General features: G+C 69.9%; 10 protein-coding genes. 9 read left to right on the top strand and 1 reads right to left on the bottom strand.

Annotation, left to right across the window (positions count from 1 at the left end):
* Positions 1-30 precede the first annotated feature (30 nt).
* The 5 genes from FHR37_RS19090 to FHR37_RS19075 all read left to right on the top strand — a co-directional run bounded on the left by FHR37_RS19090 (position 31) and on the right by FHR37_RS19075 (position 6,143).
* Positions 31-2,025 carry an ABC transporter substrate-binding protein gene (locus tag FHR37_RS19090; protein ID WP_092880951.1) on the top strand — a complete coding sequence of 665 codons (1,995 nt, stop codon included), beginning with the start codon at positions 31-33 and terminating at the stop codon, positions 2,023-2,025.
* 49 nt (positions 2,026-2,074) lie between these two features.
* The gene (locus tag FHR37_RS19085) at positions 2,075-3,214 is read left to right on the top strand and encodes an alpha/beta hydrolase family protein (RefSeq protein WP_092880953.1); all 1,140 of its coding nucleotides are present in this window, start codon (positions 2,075-2,077) and stop codon (positions 3,212-3,214) included.
* 81 nt (positions 3,215-3,295) lie between these two features.
* Positions 3,296-3,382 (top strand): putative leader peptide, encoded by an 87-nt coding sequence (locus FHR37_RS33475; protein ID WP_378079817.1) that lies wholly within the window; start codon positions 3,296-3,298, stop codon positions 3,380-3,382.
* Between the two features lie 60 nt (positions 3,383-3,442).
* Positions 3,443-4,810, top strand: coding sequence for a dicarboxylate/amino acid:cation symporter (locus FHR37_RS19080; RefSeq protein ID WP_092880955.1), 1,368 nt, complete (start codon positions 3,443-3,445; stop codon positions 4,808-4,810).
* Between the two features lie 304 nt (positions 4,811-5,114).
* Positions 5,115-6,143, top strand: a complete 1,029-nt coding sequence (locus tag FHR37_RS19075; RefSeq protein ID WP_092880957.1) for a glycoside hydrolase family 43 protein — start codon at positions 5,115-5,117, stop codon at positions 6,141-6,143.
* A gap of 4 nt (positions 6,144-6,147) precedes the next feature.
* On the opposite strand, the gene FHR37_RS31820 is transcribed toward FHR37_RS19075, so the two are convergent.
* Positions 6,148-6,867 (bottom strand): CGNR zinc finger domain-containing protein, encoded by a 720-nt coding sequence (locus FHR37_RS31820; protein ID WP_092880959.1) that lies wholly within the window; start codon positions 6,865-6,867, stop codon positions 6,148-6,150.
* A 53-nt stretch (positions 6,868-6,920) separates the two neighbouring features.
* Here FHR37_RS31820 and FHR37_RS19065 point away from each other — a divergent pair, with 53 nt between their 5' ends.
* The 4 genes from FHR37_RS19065 (at position 6,921) to FHR37_RS19050 (ending at position 12,689) form a co-directional block, all read left to right on the top strand.
* Positions 6,921-8,324, top strand: a complete 1,404-nt coding sequence (locus FHR37_RS19065; RefSeq protein ID WP_175542331.1) for an MFS transporter — start codon at positions 6,921-6,923, stop codon at positions 8,322-8,324.
* Complete coding sequence (locus tag FHR37_RS19060) at positions 8,278-9,051, top strand: phosphotransferase (protein WP_092880963.1); 774 nt, start codon at positions 8,278-8,280, stop codon at positions 9,049-9,051. The genes FHR37_RS19065 and FHR37_RS19060 overlap by 47 nt, the downstream gene beginning before the upstream one ends.
* Before the next feature lie 141 nt (positions 9,052-9,192).
* Positions 9,193-10,515: an ADP-ribosylglycohydrolase family protein gene (locus tag FHR37_RS19055; protein WP_092880965.1), complete on the top strand. Its 1,323-nt coding sequence runs from the start codon at positions 9,193-9,195 to the stop codon at positions 10,513-10,515.
* A gap of 47 nt (positions 10,516-10,562) precedes the next feature.
* Positions 10,563-12,689, top strand: coding sequence for an ABC transporter substrate-binding protein (locus FHR37_RS19050; protein ID WP_092881769.1), 2,127 nt, complete (start codon positions 10,563-10,565; stop codon positions 12,687-12,689).
* Positions 12,690-12,703: the final 14 nt, after the last annotated feature.

Below are 12,703 nucleotides of genomic sequence, written 5' to 3'. Positions count from 1 at the left end.
GCCAGTGACGGGCGAAGGAGTCGATCGGACATGACAGCAGCACGCGCGGGCGGACCCGAACGCAGAACCCTGCTGAAGTGGGGCGGCGGCACCGCCCTGGGAAGCTGGCTGCTGTCCGGGTGCGACCTGCTGTCCACCGACCCGACGGGCAAGAAGCCGAGCGGCTCGAAGGGCGCGGCGGGTTCGGGCAGCAGCGCCAAGGAGGCGCCTTCGCTGGCGGCGAAGGTCAAGCAGGGCAAGCTGCCTCCGCTCGCGCAGCGCCTGCCGAAGAAGCCGGCGGTCGTCAAGCCGCTGGAGCAACTCGGCAACTACGGCGGCACGATCCGGATGGCCACCACGGTGCAGTCCGGTGCGCACTTCCTCATCATCGCGCGGGAGGGCCTGGTCGAGTGGGCTCCCGGCTCGACCGACGTCGTGCCCGGCCTGGCCGAGTCGTGGGACATCACCGAGAACGGCAGGGTCTACACGTTCCACCTCCGCGAGGGCGCGAAGTGGTCCGACGGTCATCCGTTCACCGCCGACGACCTCGTCTTCTTCTACGAGTCGATCCTGTCCAACAAGGAACTCACGCCCGTCTTCCCGACCTGGCTCACCATCAACGGCAAACCGGGCGTGATCTCCAAGGTCGACGACCACACGGTGAAGTTCGCCTTCGACGGACCGCACGGACTTCTCCTTCGCCAGATGGCGTTCCGGGGTGCGTTCCAGGGCAGTCTGCTGACACCGAAGCACTACCTCAGCCAGTTCCACGTCGACCACACACCGAAGGCCCAGGTCGACAAGCTGGTGAAGGCGGCCGGGCTGAAGACGTGGGTGGACCTGTTCGCCGCGAAGGCGTCGCCGGGTGACAATCCCGACCGGCCGGCGATGGGGCCGTGGAAGCTCACCCACGCGCTCACCGCCAGCGACAACCGCTTCGTCGCCGAACGCAACCCGTACTACTGGAAGGTCGACACCAAGGGCCGCCAGCTGCCCTACGTCGACACCATCACCCAGGCCGAGCTGAGTCCGGAAACCATTGCGCTGCGGGCGATCGGCGGTGAACTGGACATCCAGTTCGAGACGCTCAACGTGCGCGACCTGCCGGTGCTCGCCGACTCCGCGAAGAAGAACGGCTTCCGGCTGCTGCGGTGGGCCAGCGACGCGCCGTGGATCGCGATGTACATGAACCAGAGCGACAAGGACCCGGTGCTGCGCGGGCTGATGCAGAACGTCAACTTCCGTGCCGGGCTGTCCCACGCGCTCAACCGCGACGAGATGAACAAGATCCTCTACGCGGGTGCGGGCGGGACGCGGCAGCCGTGCGCGGTGCCGCAGGACGACTACTACATCAAGGGTTCCGGCAACCGCTTCACCGCGTACGACGTCGGCAAGGCCAACGCCTACCTCGACAAGGCCGGGTTGACGAAGCGGGGCGGCGACGGATTCCGGCTGCGACCCGACGGTGAGCCGCTGGAGCTTTCCATCACCACGTTCACCTTCGAGTACGGCGGGACGGCCGACGCCTCGGACGCGTACGAGATCGTCAAGGCCAACTGGCAGAAGGTCGGGGTGCGGACCAACTTCCAGACCGTCAACGGGCCCCTGTGGTCCGAACGCGCCACCGGCAACCTGCTCGACATCCCCGGCTACACCGTCGCCGGTCTGCTGTGGGACGTGGACCCGGTCTGGTATGTGCCCACGTCGAGAGCGTCCTACTGGGCGCCGGCCTACGGCGAGTGGTACGAGACCGGCGGCAAGAGCGGAGTGGAGCCGCCGCCGCACATCCGCCGCCTGCAACGGCTCTACGACCAGATGGCCGGGGAGGTCGACGACCAGAAGCGGCTCACGATCGGCCGGCAGATCCTCAGGACGCACGACGAGAACGTCTTCATGATCGGTACGGTCACCGCGCCGTTCGCCCCGGTCGTGGTCAGCTCCGACCTGGTGAACGTGCTCAGCGACGCGGTGCTGAGCTACCGGTTGCAGTTCATGGCGACCAGCGCGATGGAGCAGATGGCGTACAAGAACCCCGACGACCACTGAAACCTGGACGACCACTGATGCGGCCGCACGCGAAGCGGGCAACGGGCTGATGTCGTACCTGTGGTACTGGCCGGACGGAGGCTGGGACTTCGCGGCCTGGAAGGCGCGCCAGTCCTGGGAGCCGGTGGTCAGTGAGCAGTCCGGCGCTGCCGATCCGCTGCCGCTGCTGCCCGACTGCGCACCGGAGGAGCGGCTCGAGCGGTGGGAGCGGGCGCGGTCCGGCTGGCAGGCCGTGTCCGCGCAGATGCTGGGCTCGGTGACCGACGTCCCGCCCGCAACCATGGTGTGGGAGCACCTTGGCGACGAGTTCGTGGTCTCGCCGCCGGCGCCAGGTCACGCGTACGCGATGCGCAGGCTGCGCTACTCGCTGACCGACGAGGAGTGGGGCTACGCCTGGCTGCTCACGCCGTCGGATGCGGCCGCGCCCCGGCCCGCCGTCATCGCCCTGCACCAGACCACGGCGTCCGGCAAGGCGGAGGTGGTCGGCCTGGAGACGACCGGCGACGTGAGCCACGTGCAGTACGCCGCCGAACTCGCCGCCCGGGGATTCGTCGTCCTCGCGCCGGACGCGATCGCGTTCGGGGAACGCCAGGCCGGCCACGCCAACGCGCGCTACCGGTCGGCCGCGGAGTTCTTCGCCGCCCACCCCGACGGCTCGGTGATGGCGAAGATGGCCTTCGACGTGTCCCGGGCGGTCGACCTGCTCCACCTGCTGCCGCAGGCGGACGCGAGCAGGATCGGCTGCATCGGTCACTCCCACGGCGCGTACGGGACGTTGTTCGCCATGCTGGCCGAGCCGCGGATCGCGGCCGGTGTCGTCAGCTGCGGACTGAACTTGCTCCGGCGGGATCCGTCGCCACACCGCTGGTGGAGCCAGACCGCACTGATCCCGCGGCTCGGCCTCTACGCCCCGGCCGTCGAGCAGACCCCGCTGGACTTCCACCACTGGCTGGCGCTGGTGGCGCCCAGGCCGCTGATGGTCGTGGCCGGCACGCGGGACGCGATCTTCCCCGACCTCGAGGAGGCGCGATGGCTGGACGGGGTGCGCGAGGTGTACGCGGCGTACGGGGCGGAAAGTTCGTTCGTCCCCTGGGTTTTCGACGGCCCGCACACCTTCCCGCCCGCCGCCCGGCACCAGGCGTACCGCATGCTCACCGACGCACTCGGCCCCACCGACCGGCGGGTGTGACGAGATGGCGACTGGCCGGAGTCGGACATTCGGGTGCCGCTTCCGGAATACGGCCGCGAGCCGCCGGTGTTGCACCCGCCGATGACCGGACGGTACTTCTGGCGGCGCCTGCACGTCGATCTGCGACGGCAGGCCAGCTGTGCGTGTCGGTACTGCCCAGCGCTGTAGTACGCGCCTGCCCGCGATCCCGCCATCTCTTTCCGCCTTTACTTCCGGAGGCTCCGCACCATGGTCGACTCGGCCACCGAAACCCGCGCGCCCAGACGGCGCATCTCCGTACCCTTCTGGGCGCAGGTCCTGCTCGGCCTGGCGCTCGGCCTGATCCTCGGCGGCATCGCCCGCGGGTTCCAGGTCAACTGGCTCGCGGAGACCCTGACCCAGATCGGTTCGATCTTCGTGCAGTTGCTGAAGATCACCGTCGTACCCCTGATCTTCACCGCGATCGTCGCGAGCATCGCCAACCTCCGCGAGGTCCGCAACGCCGCCCGGCTGGCCGGGCAGACCCTGCTGTGGTTCATGATCACCTCCCTCATCGCGGTGGTCATCGGGATGACGATCGGCCTGATCACCAACCCCGGCGCCAACAGCGGGCTGACCCCGGCAGGAGCGTCCTACAAGGGCGGAAGCGGCACCTGGCTGGACTTCCTGAGCGGCCTGGTCCCGGCCAACATCTTCGGCCTCACCGCGAGCACCGAGACCGGTGACGGCGGAACCACCACGTCGCTGGACTTCAACGTCCTGCAGCTGGTCGTGGTCGCGGCCGCCATCGGCATCGCCGCGCTGAAGGTGGGCGACAAGGCCGAGCCGTTCCTGGCGTTCAACCGTTCGGCTCTGGAGATCGTGCAGAAGGTGCTGTGGTGGATCATCCGCCTCGCGCCGCTCGGCACGCTCGGCCTGATCGGCAAGGCGATCGCGACGTACGGCTGGAACCTCCTCGCCCCGCTGGCGGTGTTCACCGTCGACGTGTACGTCGGTTGCGCACTGGTGCTGTTCGGCGTGTACGCGATCCTCGCCCGGGCACACGGGCTTTCGCCGCTGAAGTTCTTCTCCGGCGCATGGCCCGCGATCCAGCTGGCCTTCGTGTCCCGGTCGTCTGTGGGAACGATGCCACTGACCCGCCAGGTCGCCATCCGCAACCTCGGCGTGCCCGAGTCGTACGCGTCGTTCGCGGTGCCGTTCGGCGCGACCACCAAGATGGACGGCTGCGCGGCGATCTACCCCGCGCTCGCGGCCATCACGGTGGCGCAGATCTTCGGTGTGCCGCTGGGCATCAAGGAGTACCTCCTGATCGCGTTCGTCTCGGTGTTCGGCTCCGCCGCCACCGCCGGGCTCACCGGCGCGATCGTGATGCTGACGCTCACGCTGTCGACGCTCGGCCTGCCCCTCGAAGGCGTCGGCCTGCTCATCGCCATCGACCCGATCCTGGACATGATGCGGACCGCGACCAACGTCGCCGGACAGGCGCTGGTGCCGACCCTGGTGGCCAAGCGGGAAGGCATCCTGGACGAGGCGATCTACAACTCCGAGCGCGTCGACCTGGTCAACGAGCCGGACGAGCCGCAGCCGGAGCGGGAGCGCGTGCCCGCGACGGCCTGACCCGCTACTGCGACCGCGCGAAGTCGCGGCAACTCACGGCGACGCCCCTGACCTCTCCGGAGGTCGGGGGCATCGCCGCTTCTTTGGGAGGCCGGGTTAGTCGCTGCACAGGAAGGTCGTCGTACGTGCCCGTGGCAGGCGCGTCACGGTCGATGCCCACGCGGGAGAACGACACGTGGTCGAGGGGACGGTCCCGGCCAGGGAGGTTGCGCGCGGATGAACGATCACCTAGCTTCGTGATGATCGTTTGCTCGGCGCCACTCGTACGGCTCGGACGTTCAGCGTCCCTTTCAAAGGAGAAGGCATGCCGCAGGATCCCTCGTCCCCGTTCACCGGCCGGCTGAGCCGACGCGCCCTGCTGGCGGTCTCCGGCGGTGCCGCCGCGGCAGTCTTCATGGGTGACACCGCCAACGCGGAGTCTCGCGGATACCAGAACCCCGTCGAGCCGACGAACCATCCCGACCCGGCGGTGCTGTTCGCCGACGGCGCCTTCTACCTGTACTCCACCGCCGGCAGGATGGGCGCGATGCCGGTGCTGACCTCGCCCGACCTGGTCGACTGGACAGAGGTCGGCAACGGGATGCCGGTGATCGCGAGTTGGTCGGTGTCCGGCCGGCACTGGGCGCCGGAAGTGATGCGGGTAGGGGATCGTTACCACTCCTACTACACCGCCCGCCGGGCCGACAACGGACAGCAGGCGGTGTCGGTGTCGGTTTCGGACTCACCCGCCGGTCCGTTCGTCGACCACCGCTCCGCGCCGCTGGTCGGCCAGGCCGACGAGGGCGGCAGCATCGACGCGTCGCCGTTCCGCGACACCGACGGATCGCTGTGGCTGTTGTGGAAGAACGACGGCAACGCGGTCGGCCTCCCGTCGTACATCTACCTGCAGAGGCTGACCGACGGCGGCCTGGAGCTCCAGGGCGAGCCGCAGCGGATCATCGGCATGGACCAGCCGTACGAGAAGTACACGATCGAGGGCGCTTCGGTGATCGTGTACCAGGGCGCCTACTACTGCTTCTACTCCACGGGTGAGTACTGGAACGACAGCTACGGCGTCTGCTGGGCAACGGCTCCGAAGGTCACCGGACCCTGGACCAAGCAGGGCAACGGGCCGATCCTGTCGGGCAACGACGTGGCGTCCGGGCCCGGGCATGGCATGCCGATCAAGGTCGGGCCGCACTGGTGGTACGTCTACCACGCCTGGGAGCCCGACGGTCAGCCCTCCGGTCGGCTCGTCTGGTTGTCCTGGTTGAAGTTCGGCGACGACGGGCCGGTCATCGACGGACCGCGCGTGGAGAACCCGTTCGGCCCCGCCGTCCCCCGCCGCAGTTGACCCTTCAGCCTGGCCTGACCTTCGCACCACCGGCTGTGCGGCGTGCGGCGCGGCGGGCGACGTAACGCTCGATCTTCTGCGCCTTGCCGCAGTCGTTCATGTCGCACCAGCGGCGGCTGTGGTTCTTCGAGGTGTCCAGGAACAGCCAGGGGCAGCGCGCACAACGCGAGACCCGGTGCAGTTCGTCGCCCACCAGCAGGTCGGCCGCGGCGACCGCGACCGGGTGCAGGATCACAGCCAGGTCGTCCGACGCCGGCCACGCCCATCGCAGCAGGGGTGACGCGGGGCGCGGGCCGGAGCGGCCGCGGCCGCGGTCGTGGTCGTGGTCGTGGTCGTGGTCGGCCAGGGTGGCTGCCGCCATCGCTTCGGTGACGAACGGGCGTAGCCGGGTCCAGTCCTTCGCGGTCCGCGTGGCGCCGGGCCCGTCCTCGGCGATGCGGCCGAACAGGTCGTTGAGGGTGTCGCGGAGGTCGTGTGCGCGCTCGACGGTTCGCGCGGCGTAGCCGGTCTCGCGCCGCGCCAGCCGGCGCAGTCGGCCGGCCTGGGTGTCGCTGATCGTCTCGACCCTGGTCGACCACGCCACCAGGTCGTCGTAGGTCGCGGCGTGGTCGTGCCGCTCCGGCCCGAGCGGGTCGTCGACGGTGTTGGCGAAGTCCAGCGCGAGGTGGCCGCCGATGATCGGCAGCTCCCTCGGGCGGGACAGCTGGGTCGTAGGTGTTTCCATCAAAGTCAGTTTTACCAGTTGCGAGCCGGACGTGCACCTGGCATGTTTCCAGTGTGACTGATTTAGCCGGTAACACCCGGGTCCAGAGCCGCGGCGAGGAGACCGGGTCCGCTGCGGCCGTCGTGGTCCTGTGCGGGGTGCAGTTCGTCGACGTGCTCGGTGTGACGGTCGTGGTGACGGCGCTGCCACGGATGCTGGCCGACCTCGGTGGGACGGCCGCGGCGGGCACCCTCGTCGTCACGGCGTACGCGATGTTCTTCGGCGGCCTGCTGATGGTGGCCTCGCGGGTCGGTGACCGCCTCGGCCACCGCCGGGTGGTCCTCGGGGCGCTCGCGTTGTTCGCCGTCGCGTCCGTTCTGGGCGCGCTGGCGGAGTCGGTGTGGATGCTCGCCTCGGCGCGGGCGTTGCAGGGCGCCGCGGCCGCCGCGTCGGTTCCGTGCGCGCTGAGGCTGCTGACGACGGTCGTGCCCGAGGGGCCGGTACGCCGGCGCGCGGTCGCCGGGTGGAGTGCGGCCGGTGCCACCGCCGGGGCGTCGGGGTTCTTCGTCGGCGGGGTGCTGACCGAGATCGTGTCCTGGCGGGCGGTGTTCTGGCTGGACATCGTGCTCGCCGCCGTACTGGCCGCCGCCATTATGGGAACGATCCCACGCGACCACGCCGACGCCTCGGGAGTACGCGTCGGCTGGCGGTCGTCACTGCTGCTCATCGGGGGAGCGATGGGAGTCGTGGCCGGTACGACGATGCTCGGTGAGGACACGTGGCGCGTGCTCGGCACCGTGGTGACCGCCCTGGGCCTCTTGGCAACCGGGGGTTTCGTGATGCTCGAACGCCGGTCCCGCCATCCCCTGGTGGAGCGTGCGGCCTGGCGCACTCGCGGACTGCGCTGGGGTGCGTTCGGGTCGTTCTTTGCCACCGCGACGACGAGTTCGTCGGTGATCGTGGCCACGTTGTATCTGCAGGACAAGCTGGGATTGACACCGCTGCGTGCGGCCATGTTGCTGGTGTCGTTCAGCATTCTCGCCGTGGTCGGCTCGGCGCTCGCACCCCGCCTGGTCGCGATGCTCGGCTGGAGTCGCAGCATGGGTGCCGGCCTCGGGATCATCGCCGCGGGCACGCTTGTGTACGCCGTCTGGCCGCAGGTGGCCGGGATCGGTCTCGCCGCCGCGGCCGGCGGTCTGGGGATCGGGATCACCTCGGTGGCCGCGAACGACATGGGCACCACCGTCGACGTACACCTGAAGGGAACCGCGGCCGGGGTGCTCAACACCGCCGCCCAGCTCGGCGCCGCGGTCGGCGTGGCCGCGATCGGGCTGGTCGCCACCGCCACACAGCCGAGGGTCGCGTGGCTGGTGGTGGTGGCATTCGCGGCGGGTGCGGCCGTTGCCGCGGCCGCCAGTAGGGTCGGCGATCGTGAACGAGATCCTGCCCGGCGGGTTCCACTCCGCCCCCGTCCGTAGGGGCGAGGTCGTCGAGCGGCGCGCCGGACCCTGGACGCGCAAGGTGCACGCCCTGCTGCGCCACCTGCGGCAGGCCGGGTTCGCCCAGGTGCCCACGCCGGTCGCGATCAGCGAGGACGGCCGGGCCGAGACCCTCCGCTTCGTCGAGGGTGCTGGCGGCACCTATCCACTGAACGACGTCCAGCGCTCCGACGAGGCGCTTGTCAACGTCGCGTTGGCAGTCCGCGCGATGCACGAGGCGACGGACGGATTCGTCCCGCCCGACGAGGGTTCCTGGCAGGTTCGTACCAGCGTTCCCACCGAGATCGACTGCATCGGCCACAACGACCTGGGGCCGTACAACATCGTCTATCGAGGCGCCGAGGTCGCCGCCGTCATCGACTGGGACTTCGCCGGCCCGTCGTCGCGGGCCTGGGATCTCTGCTACGCCGCGCACCGCTTCGTACCGCTGTCCGCCCCACGCTCCGCGCGCGCGTTCGGATGGGGTCCGGTGCCGGACCAGGCGGCGCGGCTGCGGACGTTCGCGGCGGCGTACGGCGGAGACATCCCGCCCGCCCAGCTGCTGGACCTGCTGGTCGTCCGGCTGGGGTCGATCGCCGCCACGATCGAACGCGAGGTGCGGGCCGGCAATCCCGCGTACGACCGGCACCGCGACGAGCGGCACACCGACGGCTACCGCGAGGACATCGCGTACATCCTGGCCAACCGTGCGACGCTGCTCGGCTGACCGGGGGGCCCCGGGAAGCTGCCCGGAGGAGTCTGGCCGTATTCGGCGGCCGGACCCGTTCTCCTTGACCGCTCCTCACGGGCCGGGGTTACGTGGACGCGCGGCGTCCGTCCGCGACCCAGCAATTCCAGGAGGCCAGCGATGCACGACGCGATCGACCTGCGCGACCTCGCCGAGTGGGAGCTCCGCCAACTCCGCGAGACCGGGTTCGACGTGGGCGAGGAGGAGCGCCGGCTGGCCGAACTCGCCGACGGCAGCGCGGCCGAACTCGGCGCGCTGCTGGACGACCTGGCGAAGAAGGAGGCCACCGGCGACCGCGCCGGGTGGTCCTACGTCGAGCCCACCGACTGGGACGAGCTGACCGCGACGCTCACTCAGCCGAAGCCGTCCGCGCCGCCCACCGGTGACGACCTCGCCAACCGCATCCACGGCGCGTGGCTGGGACGGGTCGCCGGAAACATGCTGGGTAAGCCGGTCGAGTCCGGTGACCACTGGACGCCCGAGCACCTGCGCTCCTACCTCGAGCTCGCCAACGCGTGGCCGCTGGAGGACTACATCCCGCTGATGGATCCGGTGCCCGAGGGATACCGGATCCTGCCGAACGCCTCCCAGACCACGCGCGGGAACGTGCACGGCAGCTCACGCGACGACGACGTGGACTACACGGTGCTCGGGCTGCACCTTCTCGAACAACATGGCATCGATCTCACACCGCACCACGTGGCGGACGCGTGGCGCCTGCTGCTGCCGCTGCACCAGACCTACACCGCCGAACGCGTGGCCTACCGCAACCTGGCGATCGGCCTGCGCGCACCGACGACGGCCGTCTACCGCAACCCGTACCGCGAGTGGATCGGCGCGCAGATCCGCGGCGACGCGTTCGGCTACGTGTTCCCCGGTGACCCCGCGTCGGCGGCCCGGCTCGCCTACCAGGACGCCGTGCTGTCCCACGTCGCGAACGGTGTGTACGGCGAGATGTGGGCGGCGGCGGTGGTGGCCGCCGCGTTCACCGCGGGCTCGGCCCGGGAGGCGCTGGAGGTGTCGTGCGGCGTGGTGCCGCCGGAGTCCCGGCTGGCCGAGGCGTTGCGCGACGTGCTGGACCTGCACGCCCGCGGGCTGACCTGGGAGGCCGCACGCGCCGAGATCGGGCAGCGGTACGGCCACTACGGCTGGGTGCACACGATCAACAACGCCGCCGTGGTCGCCGCCGGGCTGCTGTGGGGCGACGGCGACTTCACCCGGACGATCGCGCTGACCGTGCTCGGCGGCTGGGACACCGACTCCAACGGAGCGACCGCGGGGTCCGTGGCCGGCGCCCTGGTGGGTGCCGCCGCGATCCCGGCGCACTGGGTCGATCCGCTGGAGGACCGGTTGCGCAGTGCGCTGTTCGGCTTCGACGGGTCGCGCATCTCCGACCTCGCCGCGCGTACGACCCGGCTGGCCGAACGCTTCCGCGCCGGTTGAGTGTGAGCTGACAACGGGCTGTGCGGGGGGTACGGGAGGACACGACGTTGGCATCGACAAGTGCACCCAGTCGCCGGGACGTCCTGCGCCTGTCCGCCGTCACGGCGGTCGCCGCCACCCTCTCCGCCTGCTCGTCGGCGGGGGAGGGCGGCGGCTCGGGCGGAGCCGGCGACAAGGCGGCCGGGAAGACCCCGGCGGCGGCAGGTAAGGGCTCGTTGACAAAGCCGCCGAAGGTTCCGGGCACGCTGAAGGAGGCCCCGGCGCTGGCGAAGCGGGTGCGGGCCGGCGACCTGCCACCGCTGGCGAAACGCCTTCCCGAGCAGCCCTACGTAGTACCCCACCGGTGGTTGTCGCCGGGGAAGTACGGCGGTGGCCTGCTGATGATCGGCACCAGCACCGAGGACGGGTCGAACAAGGAGTTCATGTACGGCCACTCGCTGCTGCGGTGGCTCAACGACGGGCTCGACATCGGCCCGGGTCTGGTGCACAGCTGGGAGCCGAACGCCGATTCCACCGAGTGGACCCTGCACTTCCGCAGGGGCATGCGCTGGTCCGACGGCGAGCCGTGGACGACCGCCGACATCATGTACTGGTGGCAGGACCTGGTGCTGAACAAGGAGCACCCGGAGGTGCCGCCGGACGACGTGCGGTCGGGCACGGACACGCTGGCGAAGTTCACCGCGCCCGATGACCACACGCTGGTGCTCACCTTCGACGCGCCCGCACCCGTCCTGCCCGAACGCCTTGCCGCGTGGGTGAACCGTGGCAACGGTGCCACCTGGATGCAGCCCAGGCATTACGTCTCGCGGTTCCACCCGAAGTACAACAAGGCGATCACCGGCAAGGCGTGGTTCAACACCCACGACGACAAGGCCAACTGGGCCACCAACCCGGACTGCCCGACGATGACCGGGTGGCGGCTCGCGACCTACCGCGAGGGCCGCGCGGTGACGTTCGAACGCAACCCCTACTACTGGGCCGTCGCGCCCGACGGCTGCCAGCTTCCCTACCTGGACACGCTCACGTTCACCACCGTGGTCGACCCGCAGGTGCGCAAGCTGCAGGTGACGGAGGGAAAGGTCGACTACTGTCACGGGCCGTTCGTGGGCATCGGCCTGCCGGACGTGTCGTCGCTGAAGCAGTCGTCGAAGCGCAGCGGGATGCAGGTCCACCTGTGGAACTCCGGTTCGGGCACCGGCACGTTGTTCTTCTTCAACTACGACCATCCCGACGAGAAGCTGCGCACGCTGATCCGCAAGCCCGCGTTCCGGCAGGCGCTGTCCCACGCCTACGACCGGGAGGAGGTACGCAAGTCCGTCTACTTCAACACCGGCGAGAAGACCACCGGCACGACCCACCCGACGGCGTACGAGTACCTCGTCGACGACACCGGGCGGAAGACCTACGCACGCTGGCGTGACTCCTATCTGACGTACGACCCGGAGAAGGCGAAGTCGATGCTGGACGAGCTCGGCGTCGTCGACCGGGACGGCGACGGCAAGCGGGAGTTGCCCGACGGCTCCCGGCTGCGGATCACCCTGGACTATCCCGCGGACACCGACCGGACCAACATCGTCAAGAACGACGTGATCAAGAAGAACTGGCGCGCCGTCGGTGTCGACACCGAGCTGAACCCCGTCCCTCCCACGACGTTCGGGGAGCGGTGGGACGCGGGACGGCTGATGTCGTACACCACCTGGGAGGTCAGTGACACCCCGCTGATCTATCCGGCCCCTGTGGTACCGGTCCCACCCGCGCACTGGGCACCACTGCATGCGCAGGGTTTCGCCCTGCAGACAGCGGATCCGGGCAAGCTGAAGGCGCAGGCGGGCGAGGATCCGTGGAAGCGGCAACCACCCTGGCTGCTGGCCGAGCCGGACACCCCGATCGACCGGCTGTGGAAGCTGTACCGCAAGGGCCGGGTCGAGACCGACCGGATGAACCAGGTCCGGCTCCTGTGGGAGATCTACAAGGTGCACATCGAGGACGGGCCGTTCCTGATGGGCTGCGTGGCCGACGCGCCCCAGGTGACCGTCGTGCACAAGGACCTGCGCAACGTGCCGGCCCGGGAGAGCCTCGCCGCCGGCGGCTGGGTGAACGCCTGGACCCACCCGACCCCGGCGGTCTACGACCCCGAGGCCTTCTACTGGGCCAACCCCGACCAGCACACCTGAACCCATCCAGGCTT

The sequence above is a fragment of the Actinopolymorpha cephalotaxi genome, from assembly GCF_013408535.1.
Taxonomy (GTDB): domain Bacteria; phylum Actinomycetota; class Actinomycetes; order Propionibacteriales; family Actinopolymorphaceae; genus Actinopolymorpha; species Actinopolymorpha cephalotaxi.
This window is presented reverse-complemented; position numbering and strand designations above follow the sequence as displayed.